Below are 18,573 nucleotides of genomic sequence, written 5' to 3' on the forward strand. Positions count from 1 at the left end.
TTTTCTATTCTTTTTAGTATTGTATCAAAAAATAGTCTCAAATTCAATATATTTTCAGAAAATTCGTAATTAAGTATACAATTTTATCATTGCCAGTAAGCTGGCCGGTTCTTCTCATAAGCTGCGATTAAGTCTTCATACTGAAGTGTAATCCCGATATCATCCAACCCGTTGAGCAATTTGTGCTTCCAATCTTGATCGATCTCAAAGCGAAACTCTCCAACAGGCGAGATAATCTTCTGCTCTTCCAAATCTACTGTCACTGGATCTGTCGGCTTCAAACTTGCCAATTTTTGACGAACCTCTAGTGGTTGGACAATCGGCAGCATGCCATTATTGAGCTCATTATTGTAATGGATATCTCCGAAGGATCCGGCAATAACGACTTTAAAGCCATAATCAGCTAAAGCCCAGGCCGCGTGCTCCCGAGAGGAACCAGCCCCAAAATTGTCACCAGTGATCAAAATGGTCGCCTTGCGGTATTCTGGCTTGTTAAAGATAAAATCCGGATCCTCAGTGTACTGGTCATCCAAATAACGCCAAGCATACATGAGGTATTTCCCAAATCCTTTTTTATCAATCAACTTTAAGAATTGCTTGGGGAGGATTTGGTCGGTATCAATATTATCGTTCATCAAAGGAACTGTTGTTCCCGTATAAATGGTAAATTTCTCCATGCTTCCTCCTTTTACTCGACTTCCGGCATTTGCCGCACATCGACAAAGCGACCGGCGATTGCTGCTGCAGCGGCCATTGCTGGGCTACAGAGATGGGTTTTAGCCCCAAATCCTTGGCGGTCTTCAAAGTTCCGGTTGCTAGTAGAGGCACAATGGACCCCATCTGGAACCTTGTCTGGGTTCATTCCTAGACACATAGAGCATCCTGGATCACGCCATTCAAAGCCCGCATCCATAAAGATCTTGTCTAAGCCTAATTTTTCGGCGGCTTGCTTAACCGGACGAGAGCCAGGTACCACAATAGCAGTTAAGTTGGGCGCAATTTTTTTGCCTTTCACAAACTTGGCTGCCAACTCCAAATCGCTGAGACGCGCATTGGTACAAGAACCGATAAAGATATAGCCTAATTCAATGTCTGCTGGTTTTTGGCCAGGTTCGAGATCCATATAATGATAAGCCCGTTCATCATTCATGTCTCGTATCTCTGGAAACGGAGTCTCAAAGTCCACTCCCATTGAAGGGTTGGTTCCCCAAGTCACCATCGGAGCAAGATCAGATACATCCATACGGATGACCTTATCATAAACGGCATCGTCATCACTAACCAGAGTCTTCCAATCTGCTACTGCGGCCTCAAAATCATCTGGCACACATTCGCGTCCTCGGAGGTAGTCAAAGGTCGTCTCATCTGGATTCATGATCCCCATTTTGGACCCGAACTCGATCGACATGTTACAGATGGTCATGCGTTCTTCCATGGTCAAGCGATCAATTGCTTCTCCCCGATACTCTACGACATAGCCAACTCCACAAGCAACACCGTAGCGCGCTATCAAAGCTAGGATGTAATCCTTTGAATAGATCCCTTTTTGTGGGGTTCCGGTGAATTCAACCAACATTTTCTTTGGTTTGACTTGCCAGATGGTTTGGGTGGCAAAGACATGCTCCACTTCACTGGTTCCAATACCAAAGGCAATGGCACCAAAGGCTCCGTGAGTTGCGGTATGGCTGTCTCCACAGACAATAAATTTTCCAGGCTGGGTCCGACCGGTTTCAGGGCCCACCATATGAACGATTCCTTGCTTAGCAGAACCATGGGCAGCATGATCAATCCCAAAGTCCACCACATTCTCAGCTAATTTATCAATCTGGGCTTTTGAAATCACATCTCGAATATCAAAAATATTGACCGTTGGAACATTGTGATCAAAGGTTCCAAAGGTTAAATCAGGTCGTCGGACCTTGCGTCCTGCGTCCCGTAATCCTTGAAAGGCTTGCGGACTCGTCACTTCGTGGATGTAGTGTTGGTCCACATACATGAGTTGGGGTTGCCCTTCCACTCCTGTAATCACGTGGCGGTCCCAAAGTTTATCAAAGATTGATTTTCCACTCATCGTCTTTCTCCATTTATCTTGTTCTTAGGAAATCCATTGAAGGATTAGAAAGAGAGCACCTGCTAAAAGAAGGCTACTGCCCCACCAGGTGGCTTGAAAATACCATTTCCGCACCTTGTGGTGAAAGAGATATCCACCTAGTAGAGCTCCGAATCCACCAAGCAGCCAGCTCTCGAGTAACAGGACCTTTTCAGGAATCCGCCATCTGTTTTGGATAGCTTTTCGTTTATCTAAACCATAGGTCAGAAATACGATACTATTCCAAATAGCAATAACAACTAAACAGCGATCTCTCCAAGTCATCTTAGAGATTCCCAATAATGGCTGCAGTCATCTCTGCAGTAGAAGCCTGACCACCTAGATCTCGCGTCAAGATTCCTTGATTCAAGGTTTGATTAACGGCTTCTTCGATCATTTCTGCACCTGCTGTTTCTCCAAAACTGTCTCGGAGCATCATGGCAACGGACAGAATCATGGAAATCGGATTGGCAATGCCTTGACCTGCAATATCAGGTGCCGAACCATGAATCGGTTCGTACATACTTGGTCCTTGGTCAGAATGACTGGCAGACGGCATCACGCCTAGTGTCCCAGGAAGGACACTCGATTCATCAGATAAGATATCTCCGAATAGATTCTCTGTCACTACAACATCAAAGCGTGCTGGATTGGTAATCATGATCATGGCCGCACTATCGACAAGCTGGTGCTCTAAGGTCACATCTGGAAATTCTTTGGCAACTTCTTCTGCCACTTGGCGCCACAATTTAGAAGTTGCTAGGACATTTTGCTTATCGATACTGGTCACTTTCTTACCACGTCCTTTGGCGATCTTGAAGGCTTGGCGCATAATCCGACGGATTTCTTCTGCACTGTAATCATTGATATCACGCGCTGTATCTTCTTTCAAGATATGCTCTCCAAAATAAATCCCACCTGTCAATTCACGCACGACTACAAAGTCGACACCCTCGATACGCTCTGGTTTCAAAGGAGACAAGTGTTTCAAGGCGTCAAAAATCCGTACAGGACGAATATTGGCAAAGAGATTTAATTCCTTGCGAATAGCGAGCAAGCCTTGTTCTGGACGAACAGGAGCATTGTCATACTCAGGACTTCCGATGGCTGCGAGAAGAATAGCATCCGCTCCTTTAGCTGCTTTTAGAGTATCTTGGGGAAGTGGGTGGCCAGCGGCATCAATTCCTGCACCCCCAAAAGCTTTGTCTTCTAGGCTATAATCAAAGCCAATTTTTGGAGCGACGGCAGCGAGGACCTCTAGTCCAGCTGCCATGATCTCAGGGCCAATCCCATCTCCTGCAAGTGTTACAATTTTCTTTGTCATGTTCATTTCCTCTTAGGCTTGTGGAAGATCACGGTAGGAGACAGCTCGTCCCATCTCACCCGCATTCACTTTTTGAACCAGCGTGTTGGCATTGATATAAGCAATGGCAGAGGCTTTCAATACGTCAAAGTCCAAACCAGAGGCATTGAAAATCGTATCGGTATCGACATTTTCCACGGATACCAAGACGCGGGCTTGGGCATCAATCCCATCTGTCACTGCATCGATATTGTATGAGGTCAAGCGAACAGTTTGGTTGAAGAATTTATCAATCGCATTAAAGATCGCTTCAACCGACCCTTGACCATTGGCAAGGAACTCAAGCACTTCCCCTTCTTCATTGCGGAGGCTAACCGCTGCTGTAATCGTTTCGTCTGCATTGGTGGTTAAGCGGAGATCATTAAATTGGAATCCTTCTGGATTTTCCACTGCTGTACCGGCAACAAGTGCGCGGATATCGGCATCTGTGATCTCGTGTTTCTTGTCTGCAAGAGATTTGAACTTAGCAAACAATGGCTTGATGTCTTCTTCTGTGAAATCCAGTCCCAACTCATGCAATTTTTCGACAAAGGCATGGCGACCAGACAATTTTCCAAGAGGGAGACTATTGCTCTTAACACCCACCAACTCAGGGGTAATGATTTCGTAGGTAAGAGGATTTTTAAGAACTCCGTCTTGGTGAATCCCAGACTCGTGTGAGAAGGCATTGCCACCAACAACCGCCTTGTTTTTAGGAATTGGAATACCAGAGTAACGAGAGACCAACTCAGAAGTGTTGATGGTTTCATTAAGGACAATCGGACTCTCAACTTGGAAATAGTCTTCACGGATATTGAGAGCAACCGCTACTTCTTCAAGTGCCGCATTGCCGGCCCGCTCCCCGATCCCATTAATGGTTCCTTCGACACGACGGGCACCATTTTTAACAGCAGCGAGGCTATTCGCCACGGCCATTCCTAGGTCATCATGGCAATGAGGGGAATAGATAATCTCGCGATCTGTCTTGACATGGTCGATCAAGTATTTGAAAATGGCACCGTACTCTGCTGGTGTCGTGAAACCAACTGTATCAGGAATGTTGATATAGCTAGCACCAGCATCGACTGCAGTCTGTACGACTTGCAAGAGGAAATCCAATTCTGTCCGGGTAGCATCTTCTGGCGAGAATTCCACAATCTCAAATTTTGAGCGAGCGTAAGAAACGTGCTCTTTGATCGTTTCAAGGATTTCTTCCTTTGTCTTGTTGAGTTTAAACTCCCGGTGAATCGGACTGGTTGCGATAAAGACGTGAATTTGTGGATACTTAGCATCCTTCAAGGCTTCATAACAAGCATCAATATCTGATTTGACAGAACGGGCCAAACCTGTCACGGCTGTCTTGTTCAAGACCTTTGCAATCTCTTGAACAGCAGTGAAGGAATCCGGACTAGCTGCAGGAAAACCTGCTTCAATAGCAGAAATCCCCCATTTTTCCAATTGTTTAGCAATGGCAATCTTTTCTTTGATAGAGAAATTAACTCCTGGAGTCTGTTCACCATCCCGAAGGCTGGTATCTAAAAATTCAACTTTACGCATAGGGTCTCCTCATTTCTATGTAGTGGATATAAAGAAAAACATCTCACTCGGTTAACCAAGCGAGATGTTTTTGCCCGCTTGGTAAGCCAAACAGGACTAATGCTTCTGCACTAGCCCTTGTACCTCAACAACAAAGCAAATTGAATAAACTTAGCTGTTTTCATGTTTGACTTTCTCCTTTGTTCAATGTCTTGTCTAGTATTCTAGCATAGGGAAAAAGCAATGTCAAGAATTTTCCGTAATATTCTGAATTTTTTGAATAGAAACAAAATAGAGCTTTCAATTCTAATTAGACTATAGACAGCCAGTTTTTACATAAGAAAACCTAGGTGCTATTAAAAAAATTATAATGATAAAAACAATTAGGATCATTCAAACACATCATGTAATGAAACTTTCCGCCGTGAGAAAAGTGCTAGAAACACGATTGTTTCTAGCACTAGGAATTATTGAGCCTAAGGAAAGTTTTTAAGATGACTTTGAATTCAATTTGAATAGCCTCTTCCGCTCTACTTCTTCTGATACAAATCGAAAACGATCTTGTCATTATAGAGGTCAATGGTATTGGCCTTGACATAGATTCCAAAGTCATTGTCAATTTCTGGTAATACAATGGTGATGGTAGACTGCTTTGGTGAAATTTGGATAAATTCTGGAATAGTTTTATTCTTGCTCAAGAGCTGCAAAACCATCCTTTGTGGAATTTGAAAGGTTCCGACTGAAAAATCCTTCACCGTCAAGAGAATGTTCCCATTTTCCAATTTGGATGGTTGAAAGTAAATATATAAGGGATAATCCTTCCCTAAGAAACTCAACTGCCCTTCTAATAGGATTTGCTGATTGTCCGCATAGACCTTGTAGTCGGACAGCTTATATTTTTTCAGAAGCGATTTGATGGTGTCATTGAGTTGATCACGAGTTGTCGTCATAGTTCCAACTTTGACATCTTTGGTGCCAACTGTTTGATGAAGCTGACTAACATCTTCTCTTGGCGTCGCTAAGCGTCCTTGCACGACTATAGCAAAAGCTAAGAGAAGACTGACCAAGCCTAAAAACAACCATTTCCAAATATTGATTTTTTGAAGGAAGGGGACCTTCTCTTTGATGGGATTATTTTTGACTCCAAGTTTTCTTCGTGGCATTGATTTTCTCCAATATTGCTTGTTTCATCTTTTCATAGCCCGTATTGTTAGGGTGGAAACTATCCTCTTCATACAGGGCATCATTGATAACGGTTGTCTTCCCGTCACTGATTTCTGATACGCCCATTTTACCATCAATTCCTTTATAGAGCAGATCATTGATCGGAACGAAATAGACCTGATCAAATTGCGCGATGGTTTCTTCCGTCGTCTCATTCCAACGATCTACAGCCGTCTGGATACTAGTTAATTCAGGAAAATTCAGGTAAAGAGGATTGTAGATCCCCACTACATAAATAGGAAGATGGGGATTGTCCTTTCTGGCCTTTGTAATAATTTCTTTGAGGTTCACTGTATAACTCTTGAGCGGCTTTTGGATATCCGATAGGGAAAAGTCACTCAGATGATCGACAACGACTTTGCGCAGATCATTTCCCCCAACCGTTAAGGTCATGACACGCGCCTTTTTGAGATCCTTCTGAAGATCTGTTTGCTTCTTGAGTCGATCTAAGATCTGAGCGCTTGTATTTCCAGCTACTCCATAGTTGACAGGCTGGTACTGGCCGTCATTTTCATTGGACAGGCTTTGGGCGAGGATGGGCACAAAGCCCCCTTGCTTGGTGCTATCCCCTACTCCTTCGGTCAGTGAATCTCCTAGAGCTACATAAGTATAGGTGATTTCTTTCGCAGCCGTTTTGGGCTTGGTCATGCGAGGGGACGCAGTTGGTAGCAGAGCACGAAATAGAAAGACAAAGACAAGAAGGCTGGTTAAAAAGGAAACCAAGCCTTGCATCATTTTTTTAAGATTCATATAAATACGATCGCTTACCCTTGAAAAATCACTTGTCCATCACAGATCGTATAAGCAACTTTTCCTTTTAATGTTTCACCCACAAATGGTGAATTGCCCGCTTTTGAAGCGAAATGATCCGATACCAGACGATCTGCTTCTGGATCAAAGATGGTCAAATCTGCCGGTCCATCCACTGCGATATAGCCAGCATCAAAATCATAGAGACGTGCTGGATTATAGGACATCTTTTCAAGCAATTGCATCAGGCTTAAATGGCCAGCATGCACCAAGTAGGTCAAGCCAAGAGAGAGCGAAGTTTCAAGCCCAGTCATTCCAGATGGTGCTTTGGTAATATCAGGGACATTCTTCTCATCCGCATGGTGAGGCGCGTGGTCCGTCGCAATCACTGAGATGACGCCTGACTTCAAGCCTTCAATCACTGCTAGACGGTCAGATTCCAAGCGAAGAGGTGGATTCATCTTAGCATTGCTTCCTTTAGTCAAGAGCAGACTTTCTGTTTTCGAAAAGTGTTGAGGTGCCACTTCTGCCGTTACATGAGCTCCTAATCCTTGGGCAAATTCCACCACCTTGACACTTTCTTCCTTGGAAAGGTGTTGGATATGGAGGTGAGCACCTGTCGCATGGGCAATCATGGCATCCCGCGCAGCCATTGAATATTCGGCTACACCCGTCGCCCCACAGACATGGAAGTGTTCCTTAGCAATGTTTTCATTCAAACCAAGAATGCCATTCAACTCAGGGTCTTCTTCATGCAGACTAATAAAGGTCCCTAGACGCTTAGCTTCTTCCAAGGCTTGGCGGACAACCTTAGTGCTTTGAAGGGGAATCCCATCATCTGAAAATCCCACTGCACCAGCCTTAAGCAGGCCTTCAAAATCTGTCAGGCGTTGACCGTCAAAGTTCTTAGTCACCGTCGCAACCGTATGAATGTGAAGATTTTCCTTGGCTGCAGAAGCTAAGACTTCCTCTAAGGTCGCAATATCTGAAATGGTCGGATTGGTATTGGCCATCATGACCACTCGAGTAAAACCACCCGCGGCTGCGGCTAAGGCACCCGTATGGATGTCTTCTTTATGAGTTTGACCAGGTTCACGGAAATGCACGTGTACATCGATCAAACCAGGAGCAACCACCAGACCAGTAGCATCAAGGACTTCTTGTCCATCCGTTGGGAGGTTCTCTGCGATCTCTACAATTTTCTTTCCTTCAATGCGAAGATCACAGACTTGATCCAAACCTGTCTTGGGATCCATTACGCGACCATTTTTAATGACAACCATTGCATTCTCCTTTATTCATAAAAATCAACATGCGACTCTAACAAGCGGTCGCCGTCATAGCGAAACATTGCTGAAAAGAAGGGTTTATCCTCCAACAACCACTCGACAAAGGTGTGGTCCCCTTCCCAAGTTGGTTTTGAGAGGACTTGATCATAAGGCACCCACTCCAAGGTTCCTTCGTTACACTCGATCAGTTCTCCCTCAAAATCTGTTACCTTGAAGACATAGGTGTACCAGTCTAAATCTGGAGTGAACTCCGGAAAGGTAATAATCCCTTTCAAAACTGGCTTGGCTCTAAGGCCCGTCTCCTCAAAAATCTCACGCGCCGCACACTCCTGTGGGGTTTCCCCGCGTTCTAATTTTCCTCCAACTCCGATCCATTTACCTTCATGGACATCATTGGGCTTTTTATTGCGATGCAGCATGAGAAATTCTTTCCCATTGTCAATGTAACAAATCGTTGCTAATTGTGGCATTTCTTTCTCCTATCTTAACCAATCAATCGGCTCGCGTCCCGCCTCTTTCAAAAATTGATTGGTTTTTGAAAAGGGTTGGGAACCAAAGAATCCTCGGTAGGCCGATAAGGGACTTGGGTGAGCTGATTCAAGGACCAAATGTCGATCGTGGGTAATCAGTGGCTTTTTCTTACGGGCATAAGATCCCCAGAGGATAAAGACAACTGGCTCCTCCAACTCATTGACCACCTTGATCACAGCATCTGTGAAAGGCTCCCAAATTTGTCCTGCATGACCATTGGCCTGACCAGCAGGCACTGTCAAACAAGCATTGAGCAAGAGCACTCCTTGCTCTGCCCAAGAAGTCAAATCATGGGAGCGCTTCTCTCCGATATCTGAGCGCAATTCTTTGAGAATATTTTGCAAAGAAGGCGGCGCTGGTACATGATCCGGAACAGAAAAACTCAAGCCCTGCGCTTGATCCGGTCCATGGTAGGGATCTTGGCCTAAGATCAAGACCTTGACCTGATCCATCTCTGTCGTCTGCAAGGCCTTAAAGACCTTGTCACGCGGTGGATAAACCACTCCTTTACTGTAGACTTCATTCATAAAGTCATTGATCTGGTGAAAATACCCTTCTGGAAGATGGGATTTGATGGCTTCATGCCAGGGTGAATGCTGCATGGAAACTCTCCGCTATCCAATAAATTCTTACCTTCCATTATACCACATTTGGTGCAGATCCACTGGATAAAAAAGAGGCTGGACATTTTTGTCCAACCTCTTTTTCTGCTTGTCAAACAAGCAGGAGCTTTTAGATATTTTCTTTCTTGGTAAATCCTGCTAGACCGATCGAAGCGACTAGTAAAATTTGCGGTAAGAATTGGATGAGGTAGCGGGTCTTCCCACCTTCAAAGATGGTCAAAAAGAGCAAACCACCAAAGACCGCTAAGGAAAGGAAGTTAAAGTCATCTGTATCTCGACGTTTGAGATAAGCTCCAACCAAACCAGCCGATAGGATGATCCAGATCACCTGCTTGACAAATTCATAATACTTGTACTGCGGTCGATCAATGCTGAGGAAATAGGTCCGCACCCATTTTGCCAAACCATTATTTTTAGTCAGAGGTGCATAGAGAGGATTGATAAAAGGCGTCTTCTCATACTCTACATCTCGGTACAGCCAGCCCAGGGTCCCTTCTGCTACCGTCAAGGATTGCTTGTAGTAGATATGCCCGATCAAACCGAACGGTCCGTACTCCTTGAGACGGCGCTTGATTTCTTTGATCACATTTTCTTTTTTAAAGAGGCCATTGTTGTAATCCGAGCGCTTGTCCTCATCAATATAGGCTAGCAAGCCCTCCTTCATATCTTCTTGGTTGTGCCCCATATCTGTCAAGCCCAGATTGATAAACAAGAGCGGTCCTTTAGCCAACCCTTCTTGTTTCAAGATCGGTACAACTCTTTGATGATTGACCGCTGTATTCAATCCTGCAAAGACAAAGCCCGTCGTCAAGACCGTCACCGTAGCAATCTTGCCAAAGGCCTTCCAATTTCCTCTGAAGAAGAACACAGCCCAAAAGGCAATCATGACAATAATCGTCGTTGGACGGATCAACATAGTCACGCCAGATAAGATCCCCAAGCCAACAATCTTCTTCCAGGAGTCTGCTTGATCTTCCTTCAAGATATCCAAAGCCCACCATAACTGAAGAGCGATCAAAGGAAGTGGCGGAATGTCCGTATACATGGAATAGAAATAAGGCGAGTAACAGATCAAGCTCACATAGAAGAGATAGACCAGATCAGCCGTTTTTTGATTGAAATGCTTCTGGGACAGCTTGTACAAGAGGACTGCACCCAGATTGACATAAAGGATATTGAGAGCCTGCATGACCCACAGACCGCTAGAGCCAAATAAGACATAGAAAAACTTCTCGTAAAGAAAGAGTGGAATGTTATTGGGATTGCGACTGAGGTAGTTGGTGATGGAAGATTGCTTAAGAAGATCAAAAGCCCCTTTGAAAACAACCGCAGCATCCCTACGGATAAAGAGCTCTGCACAGACCATGACAATCAACTGAAAGACAAGGGCACCAAGCAAGAAACCTTTTTTGTGCCGGGTCAACCAAGCAAAGGCACTCTTTAGCCCATCGCGTTTCAAACAGGCTAGCAGAAATAGCAATCCAGCACCTAAAATGGCTAGCCATGAAATCTCTCTCAGATAGGTCACACTGATCAAGAACCAGTGAAACACCACTAGCAACATGACAACATGAAGCATCCCAAATAGAATACGTTTACTTTTCGATAACATAGGTCCATTATATCAAAAAAACAGCATTTCTGCTGTTTTGGGGTGAACATCAACTGTAAAATGGTAATTATGAGTACATTCATTTTATCCAACCAATTTTTAACTCTTAACCTTAACTAACCTAAAACACTAGGATTAGAATACATAAAAAAACAAGATAAATCCCAACCGTTAGAATCATTCCGATTTTATAGAAACCGACTAAGCCGGCATATCGTTCGACAAAACCAATCTGTGGGTCGACTGGATTATAAAAGACTGTCATGGGAGACCCGATTGGGAATATCATCCGCAAATCCAGATTTTTGCCGGCTCCAAGAACATAGGTTCTATCGAAAACATTGGCCTGCCTAGATTTGGAAGAAGTCTCCCTAAAATAAGCATAGGTGAATGTCTTTTGGTATCTTTCACCCTCGACTTGATACTCCACCACAGGCAGGGAAATAGGCAGTTGATTTTTGGAATCAAAAGCAACTACTTCTCCCAGAACTTTTTCGGTTGATTCTGTTTTCACTTTTATTTCACGACGATAAAAGATGTAAAAGATGAGCAGAATGATCAGGAAAATAAGGGTCAGAATGCCCAAACTAAGCCAGAATATTGTTACTGTCATTGATTTTTTACCCTTTCAAATAAACTAGTTGGTTTCAAATCCCTTGAAAAAATTTTTACTCTCCCCTTTTCAACCAATTCTGTTGCTGTGCTTTTTCTGCAAGATCTTTTGCTTTATTAAGATCAAGTGAATTTGAATCTGATGGGGCATTGGATTCGATTTCTTCTTTCAATTCTTGTAAGGTTTGAACATCTTTCGGAGTCAAATTGGAGACCGTGCTAGATCCCTTTTCTGTCGAATTTTCTGGCACAGACTGGATCTCGCTATTAGTTTTTATTACCTCAGTCCCTACATCCGTTTTTGGAGCTGGTCTGTATAACATGAAGAATCCAACAATTACAATGATGAAAGATAGGATCGATATCCCATTTCGTTTTTGAATTTCTTCCTGAGGAATTTCTACCCCCTTTGTTGATAAATTCTTCCATTCTGGGTGTTCCTCCTCAGCTGCTTTTTTCTTATAAAAAACAGGTGCAATCAATGACCGATTGATGAAGATGAGAGTTCCAATGCAAATTATAAAATATGGCACTTCACGAGAGTTGCTGAGTAATATCTTAATATAAAATGCACTAGCGAATATGGCTAGGACGATATTAATTGTAAATCTAATTTTAAATTCCTTCTTCATTTGCAAATAATCTTTTTTTGTCATCTTATTCTCCCTTAAAAATAGTTTTTCTTCATCCATAAAAATAATTACTACTATCATACCGGATTTTACTTTGAGAATCAAGTTAACCACCAACTAGTGAAAAGAGTATAAAAAAGAAGCGTTAGAAACGCTTCAGTTGAATTATTTATTTTGCCAAGTTTCTTGGTTTTCCTTGAAACGGTGCAACAACTCTAAACCTTCAGAAGTGATGTAACCTTGTTCTTCTGCCAAATGAATCAATTCTGTATAGTTAGACAAGGTTTCAAGTTGAACGCCAGCTTCCGCAAATTTCTTATCGGCTTTCTCCAATTGGTAGGTGAAGATAGCTACCACACCAAGGACATCCGCTCCTTCACGCTTGGCAGCTGCGACAGCATCCAAGACAGACCCACCGGTAGAAATCAAATCTTCCACTACGACCATCTTTTGACCTTGTGGAACACGGCCTTCAATTTGGTTCCCAGCACCATGGTCTTTTGGTTTGCTACGAATGTAGGCAAATGGCAAATTCATCTTGTCTGCAATGATAGCACCATGAGGAATCCCCGCAGTTGCAGTTCCTGCAATCACTTCTACTTCAGGGAAAGCTTCCTTGATTTTATCTACAAATCCATTTTCGATCAAGGTACGCGTTTCAGGATAAGCAAGAGTTACACGGTTATCTGTATAAATAGGGGATTTGATCCCAGATGCCCAAGTAAAAGGTTCTTCTGGTTTCAAATAAACCGCTTCGATTTTCAAAAGATGGCTAGCAATATCTTTAGCTAATGACATGACGACTCCTTTTTACGATTTTAATCATATACGAATTAAATCAATCATTGATTTAAATAACAACATTACAGGTTAGTGAATAGTTTAGGGAAGGCCCTATCGGGCTTCCCTAAACTATTCCACTGTCTCTTAATTTCATGGTAAGCGTCCCATGGGTTTTCCGCTTGGATGATTGGACGTCCAACGACAATATAGTCAGATCCAATTTTATGGGCTTCTTGTGGCGTCATGACCCGTTTTTGGTCGCCGATTTCAGCTCCAGCAGGACGAATCCCTGGTGTGACACAGACAAAGTCTGATGAAGTAGCATCCTTGATCAAGGCTACTTCATGGGCTGAACAGACAACGCCATCCAAGCCTGCTTCTTGGGCCTTGCGGGCATAATTAACTACAGATTCTTGGACCGTTGTTTGGATGTTTTGGCAATCACGCATGTCTTCTTCACTGGTAGAAGTCAACTGGGTCACGGCTACCAATTTAGCTCCTTCACCAAGAGCTGCCTTGGCTTCGCGCATCATCTCTACACCACCGGCTGCGTGGACCGTCACCATATCTACTCCGAAAGTCCCCAGTACGGACATAGCTGATTTGACTGTATTTGGGATATCATGCAATTTTAAATCAAGGAAAATACTGTGTCCAAGCCCTTTGAGGTAATGTACAATTTCAGGACCAACTGCATAGAAAAATTCCATTCCGATTTTTACAAATAATTTTTCGTCTTCTGGAAAATGCTCTAAAAAGTGTTTGACATCCTCGAAAGCTGGGAAGTCAAGGGCGATAATAGGACGTTCTTCACGCATGGATTACTCCTTTTTTGATTGATCATTTTATCTACAAAAAAACCTTGCCCGAGGCAAGGTTACACGAAAATTAGGTAGGAACAACTACCATGATTCACCGTCTAGACCTTAGGAGCCTCTCTGGACTACTTTAAAGGTTTTTAATTATTGTAGTACGATATTTGGGAAAAGTCAAGGATTTACAGTAGATTTTCCCGTACATGTTTCCGGAAGTTCTCAAGGGTATCAATACCATAGCGATCCATGACTTGTGGCAGATCTTCGATGATGGTTGGACATGCATAAGGATCAGTGAAATTAGCGGTTCCAACTCCAATCGCAGAGGCCCCTGCAATCATCATTTCAATAGCTGCTTCTGCTGAATCCACACCTCCCATTCCGATAATCGGAAGTTTAGTGGATTGGGCAACCTGGCGGATGAGTTTCAAAGCAACTGGGAAAACGGCTGGACCCGACATGCCTCCGGTTCCATTAGCAATGATCGGTTTACCAGTCTTGAGGTCAAAGCGCATCCCAACCAAGGTATTGATCATGGTCAAGCCAGTCGCCCCTGCATCCTCTGCTGCTTTTGCGACCTGCGTAATGTCTGCCACACTAGGCGTTAACTTGACATAGACAGGGACTGAGGACGCTTCTACCGCTGCTTTCACAGCCGCATAGGCCAACTCAGGAACCTGCCCGATTAAGAGACCATTATTCCCATGGTCTACATTTGGACAAGAGATATTGAGTTCAATCGCTTTGACATTTGGCGCTTGCGAGATCTTGCCTGATACCGTCGCATACTCTTCGTTGGAGAAGCCAGCTACATTGGCAATAATCGGTAGATCTGGATAATGTTGAGCCAACCAAGGGAGTTTCTCTGCAAGGACCACATCTACACCTGGATTTTGAAGCCCAATGGCATTGAGCATGCCAGCAGGAGTCTCAGCGACACGTGGCGTTGGATTTCCAAAACGAGCCTCAGCAGTCGTCGCCTTGATCATGATGGATCCAAGCAGGTCTAAGTCATAGTATTTGGCATATTCCTGACCGAAGCCAAAACAGCCAGATGCCGGAATAATCGGGTTTTTCAAGTCTAAACCGGGTAAGGATACGGCTAGTCGATTTGCTGTCATAAGGTCCTCCTACATCACAATCGTACCGGTTTCAAAGACCGGTCCGTCTTCACACACGCGCTTATTGGCTGCTTGGCTTTCATTTTCCAAATGCACCACACAGGCGTAGCAAGCCCCCATCCCACAGGCCATACGCGATTCCATAGAAATGTAGGCGCGGGGATGATCATGGAATTTGGTATTGACATATTTGAGCATGCCAGGTGCTCCACAAGAATAGATAGCGTCAAACTCCTGGTCCATCTGATCAATGACCGTAGAGACATAGCCCTTAGTGCCATAAGTCCCATCGTCTGTCGTTACAGTGACATGAGCAACCTGAGAAAGCTCTTCTTCCAAAATGACGGCTTCTTTGGTCGCAAAGCCGACAACCACTTCAACTTCCACGCCTTGCTCATGGAGTTGTTTGGCCACTTGGACCAAAGGAGGAACACCAATCCCGCCACCGATGATCAAGGCTTTCTGACCTTGGCCGAGATTGGTGAGATCAAAGCCATTTCCCTGAGGCCCCATGACACTGAGTTTGCTACCGATTGGCAATTGGGAAAAGATAGCTGTCCCCCCACCTTCGATGCGATAGATCAAGTGACACGTCTGTGTCTCAGGATCAATCTCAGAAATTGAAATCGGACGGCGAAGGAGCTTAGACCCATCAGGTACGCGGATATGAAGGAATTGACCTGGCAGCATCTGCTCCACCATTTCCCCCTTTAAGATCATGGAATAGATGCGCGGAGCGATCTCTTCTTGAGCAACCAGCTCCATCTCCTCCATCATGATTTTGCCAAAGCGTTTTTTACAACTGTCACTGACCATTGATATCCTCTTCTTTCTTTCAGCAAAAAAGACCTCGCAAAAGCAAGGCCCTACAAATGATCAGCTAGACACCGTCCGCTGATCTTTTTTCTGTCTTTCCTTGCAGGCCTCTCTGGACCTCTTAAAGGTTAAATTTGTCTCATTATATCGCGCTCCTTCTCGCTTGTCAAGTAAAATCAGTAACTCAGGAAACTTTATGGGGGTCAAAATCTTCTGGGATCGGCTTGATGTATTGCATAGCAATTCGGTTTTCTGGATTGCGATCGACCAAGTAGAGAACCAACAAGAAGATCCATTCCAGGGGCTTCATCAGATAGTAAATGACATCCATAGCCCATTTCTTCTTGATATGTTTGGCAAAAGGATAGCCATAGCGGTCGTAATTGCGACGCAAGAAGCGATGGAATCGCGGCGTCTTTTCTTCTAGTACCTGTTCAAAGGCATTGGCGATACAGAGCTGGCGATTGACAACGACTGGATGACCGTGGCGGACGCCCATCCGCTGGGGCTTGACAACATTTTCATGGCCACCAGCCGCAACCGTACAGAGATAATGCTCATCAATGATGAGATTTTGAGGGGGGATCTTCTGTGAGAAGGCCCAGTCAGCTGTATTGGTCCAGGCCTTGATCATGGAATCCGGTTGCTGCCCAAAGAGCATGAGAACAAGGACAACAAGGGCAAGGGTTGGAAGAGCGATTAGGACCGCTAGCCAAGGCCAGTTACGCGACTTGTTTAAGAGCCGATGGAGCCATTGAAGTAGACGATTCTCATAGCTTATCTCTGTTCGATCTTGCTGCCACTCCTTGATACGAACCCACAAGAGATGGAAGGAATAGATCAATAAGAAAAAGGTGTGAAAACTTGCTACCTGCAGTTGATTATCAAAAACTAAGAGAAGAACCACTCCTCCTAGAATGCCACTGATGCAGAAAACATTTGCTAGTGGCGAGAGTGAATTCGCATCTCGGTAGGAATAGATAATCAAGGCTAGTAAAGTAAGAGCTGCCAGTGTAAAGAAGGTCGGATAGGCGCCAGACCAGATCAAGGCATGTTTCTGAGAATTGATCAAACTCTCACTCCAATCGTAAAAAGTCATATCCTTGACAATGAAAATGAAAATCGCTTCGAGAAAGCAACCAAAGAGACCAAACCAAAGAACAATTGTAGGCTGTTGCTTTTTATTTTTGCTAGGCTTAGGACTAGGTGATTCTTGCCTTTCCTTCATAAGAAATGCGTCATCTTCACTTGTCTCTTCTCCTTCCTTTGGAATTCTATCTTCAAACAAATCCGGATCTTTGAGAGCTTCTTCCTCAGCTTCTTTGAACTGGAGGCTAGACCACCGACCGATCCCATAGATAATTACAAAAATATTGGGAACAAAGAGGGCTATGGTTAGACCATAGGGCAAGATCTTCATCGTAAAGGAAACGATCTCCCAAACACTAAATTGAATGAATGGATCCTTTATTGCATAGAGCGATTCACTAACAACAAAATAAATGTAAAAGGCTAATAGAATTAGTGCATTGGTCACAAAATTGATCTGCAACAGACCGGCTGTGAAATGGGTTTCCAATCCCTTATCCTTTTTCTTATACCAGGAAACGAGTTTTTTCATAAGATCTCCTCAATCAATTTTTTACCATTCTATCAATCAGCTCCCCCCTTAATCAAGGCAAAACTGTATTTTTCCATCAAAATCAGTCCCCAGATGGAGATTTTGTTTCCAATTTCCTATTTTTAATTATTCGATCTAGCCTACTTCCTATTACCTACCTCAGCCTGTCTTATTCTCTCATACAGTCCTTGAAAGACCATATTTTACGGGAAAAACGCGCTCTTTTATGTTAAAATAAAAGCATGAGAATACAACAATTACAATACATTATCAAAATCGTCGAAACCGGCTCTATGAATGAGGCCGCAAAACAACTCTTCATCACGCAACCTAGCCTTTCCAATGCCGTCAAGGACTTGGAAAATGAGATGGGGATTGAAATCTTTATCCGGAATCCTAAAGGGATCACTTTGACCCGCGATGGGATGGAGTTCCTCTCTTATGCCCGCCAGGTGGTGGAGCAGATCGACCTCTTGTCCGAGCGCTATAAAAATCCTGTGGGCTCTCGTGAGCTTTTCAGCGTCTCTTCACAGCACTACGCCTTCGTGGTTGAGGCCTTCGTTTCTCTCCTCAAGAAAAGCGACATGGAAAAATACGAGCTCTTCCTACGGGAGACGCGGACTTGGGAGATCATCGATGACGTTAAGAATTTCCGAAGCGAGGTTGGCGTACTCTTTTTGAATAGCTACAACCGAGATGTCCTCTCTAAGATGTTGGATGATAATCACCTGGTTGCTACCCACCTCTTTACAGCCCAGCCTCATATCTTTGTCAGCAAGACCAATCCTCTTGCCAAGAAAGAGATCGTCCACTTATCTGATCTGGAAGATTTCCCATACCTTAGCTATGACCAAGGGACCCACAACTCCTTCTACTTCTCAGAAGAGATCCTCTCTCAAGAGCATCATAAGAAATCCATCGTCGTCAGTGACCGAGCGACTCTCTTTAATCTCTTGATTGGTCTGGATGGCTACACCATTGCGACCGGGATCCTCAACAGCAATCTCAACGGAAATAACATCGTCTCCATTCCCCTTGATATCGAAGACCCAATCGAGCTGGTCTACATCAAACATGAAAAAACAGCCCTCTCAAAAATGGGAGAAAAATTCATCGAGTACTTACTTGAGGAAGTGAAGTTTGATAAATCATGACCACCCGTCAAACGGGTGGTTTG

The 18,573-nt window shown here is 44.0% G+C and carries 19 protein-coding genes; 1 reads left to right on the plus strand and 18 read right to left on the minus strand.

Features of this window, described 5'->3' with window-relative positions; translation table 11 throughout:
* Window positions 1–86: 86 nt before the first annotated feature.
* The 18 genes from leuD to HMPREF2904_RS07325 form a co-directional block, all read right to left on the minus strand.
* The gene (gene leuD / locus HMPREF2904_RS07240) at window positions 87–677 is read right to left on the minus strand and encodes a 3-isopropylmalate dehydratase small subunit (RefSeq protein WP_003003580.1); all 591 of its coding nucleotides are present in this window, start codon (window positions 675–677) and stop codon (window positions 87–89) included.
* A gap of 11 nt (window positions 678–688) precedes the next feature.
* Entirely contained in the window at window positions 689–2,071 is a 1,383-nt protein-coding gene (gene leuC / locus HMPREF2904_RS07245; RefSeq protein WP_023917999.1) for a 3-isopropylmalate dehydratase large subunit, read from the minus strand.
* Between the two features lie 24 nt (window positions 2,072–2,095).
* Window positions 2,096–2,374, minus strand: a complete 279-nt coding sequence (locus HMPREF2904_RS07250; protein ID WP_003003226.1) for a DUF1294 domain-containing protein — start codon at window positions 2,372–2,374, stop codon at window positions 2,096–2,098.
* Window position 2,375: 1 nt separating this feature from the next.
* Window positions 2,376–3,413 carry a 3-isopropylmalate dehydrogenase gene (gene leuB / locus HMPREF2904_RS07255; protein ID WP_070661438.1) on the minus strand — a complete coding sequence of 346 codons (1,038 nt, stop codon included), beginning with the start codon at window positions 3,411–3,413 and terminating at the stop codon, window positions 2,376–2,378.
* A 12-nt stretch (window positions 3,414–3,425) separates the two neighbouring features.
* Window positions 3,426–4,988 carry a 2-isopropylmalate synthase gene (locus HMPREF2904_RS07260; protein WP_070661441.1) on the minus strand — a complete coding sequence of 521 codons (1,563 nt, stop codon included), beginning with the start codon at window positions 4,986–4,988 and terminating at the stop codon, window positions 3,426–3,428.
* A gap of 509 nt (window positions 4,989–5,497) precedes the next feature.
* Window positions 5,498–6,130 (minus strand): YpmS family protein, encoded by a 633-nt coding sequence (locus HMPREF2904_RS07265; RefSeq protein ID WP_003007130.1) that lies wholly within the window; start codon window positions 6,128–6,130, stop codon window positions 5,498–5,500.
* The gene (locus HMPREF2904_RS07270) at window positions 6,099–6,941 is read right to left on the minus strand and encodes an SGNH/GDSL hydrolase family protein (protein WP_070661444.1); all 843 of its coding nucleotides are present in this window, start codon (window positions 6,939–6,941) and stop codon (window positions 6,099–6,101) included. The genes HMPREF2904_RS07265 and HMPREF2904_RS07270 overlap by 32 nt, the downstream gene beginning before the upstream one ends.
* 14 nt (window positions 6,942–6,955) lie before the next feature.
* Window positions 6,956–8,224: a dihydroorotase gene (locus HMPREF2904_RS07275; RefSeq protein WP_070661447.1), complete on the minus strand. Its 1,269-nt coding sequence runs from the start codon at window positions 8,222–8,224 to the stop codon at window positions 6,956–6,958.
* Between the two features lie 11 nt (window positions 8,225–8,235).
* Window positions 8,236–8,700, minus strand: coding sequence for an NUDIX hydrolase (locus HMPREF2904_RS11470; RefSeq protein WP_003003493.1), 465 nt, complete (start codon window positions 8,698–8,700; stop codon window positions 8,236–8,238).
* A gap of 9 nt (window positions 8,701–8,709) precedes the next feature.
* Entirely contained in the window at window positions 8,710–9,363 is a 654-nt protein-coding gene (locus HMPREF2904_RS11475; protein ID WP_023917989.1) for a uracil-DNA glycosylase, read from the minus strand.
* Between the two features lie 130 nt (window positions 9,364–9,493).
* On the minus strand, window positions 9,494–10,996 hold the full coding sequence (locus tag HMPREF2904_RS07290) for a glycosyltransferase family 39 protein (protein WP_070661450.1): 1,503 nt from the start codon (window positions 10,994–10,996) through the stop codon (window positions 9,494–9,496).
* 121 nt (window positions 10,997–11,117) lie between these two features.
* A complete protein-coding gene (locus tag HMPREF2904_RS07295; RefSeq protein WP_070661454.1) occupies window positions 11,118–11,609 on the minus strand; it encodes a DUF3592 domain-containing protein in 492 nt (163 codons plus the stop codon).
* Window positions 11,610–11,664: 55 nt separating this feature from the next.
* Window positions 11,665–12,264 (minus strand): hypothetical protein, encoded by a 600-nt coding sequence (locus HMPREF2904_RS07300; protein ID WP_070661486.1) that lies wholly within the window; start codon window positions 12,262–12,264, stop codon window positions 11,665–11,667.
* Between the two features lie 141 nt (window positions 12,265–12,405).
* Window positions 12,406–13,038, minus strand: coding sequence for an orotate phosphoribosyltransferase (gene pyrE / locus HMPREF2904_RS07305; RefSeq protein WP_003003338.1), 633 nt, complete (start codon window positions 13,036–13,038; stop codon window positions 12,406–12,408).
* A 65-nt stretch (window positions 13,039–13,103) separates the two neighbouring features.
* Window positions 13,104–13,841 (minus strand): orotidine-5'-phosphate decarboxylase, encoded by a 738-nt coding sequence (pyrF, locus tag HMPREF2904_RS07310; RefSeq protein WP_070661458.1) that lies wholly within the window; start codon window positions 13,839–13,841, stop codon window positions 13,104–13,106.
* A gap of 179 nt (window positions 13,842–14,020) precedes the next feature.
* Window positions 14,021–14,959: a dihydroorotate dehydrogenase gene (locus tag HMPREF2904_RS07315; RefSeq protein WP_049504335.1), complete on the minus strand. Its 939-nt coding sequence runs from the start codon at window positions 14,957–14,959 to the stop codon at window positions 14,021–14,023.
* A 9-nt stretch (window positions 14,960–14,968) separates the two neighbouring features.
* A complete protein-coding gene (locus HMPREF2904_RS07320) occupies window positions 14,969–15,775 on the minus strand; it encodes a dihydroorotate dehydrogenase electron transfer subunit (RefSeq protein WP_070661461.1) in 807 nt (268 codons plus the stop codon).
* A 184-nt stretch (window positions 15,776–15,959) separates the two neighbouring features.
* The gene (locus HMPREF2904_RS07325; RefSeq protein WP_070661464.1) at window positions 15,960–17,396 is read right to left on the minus strand and encodes a DUF6688 domain-containing protein; all 1,437 of its coding nucleotides are present in this window, start codon (window positions 17,394–17,396) and stop codon (window positions 15,960–15,962) included.
* A gap of 242 nt (window positions 17,397–17,638) precedes the next feature.
* Here HMPREF2904_RS07325 and HMPREF2904_RS07330 point away from each other — a divergent pair, with 242 nt between their 5' ends.
* Complete coding sequence (locus HMPREF2904_RS07330; RefSeq protein ID WP_070661467.1) at window positions 17,639–18,550, plus strand: LysR family transcriptional regulator; 912 nt, start codon at window positions 17,639–17,641, stop codon at window positions 18,548–18,550.
* Window positions 18,551–18,573: the final 23 nt, after the last annotated feature.

It is taken from the genome of Streptococcus sp. HMSC072G04 (genome assembly GCF_001813295.1).
GTDB lineage: Bacteria > Bacillota > Bacilli > Lactobacillales > Streptococcaceae > Streptococcus.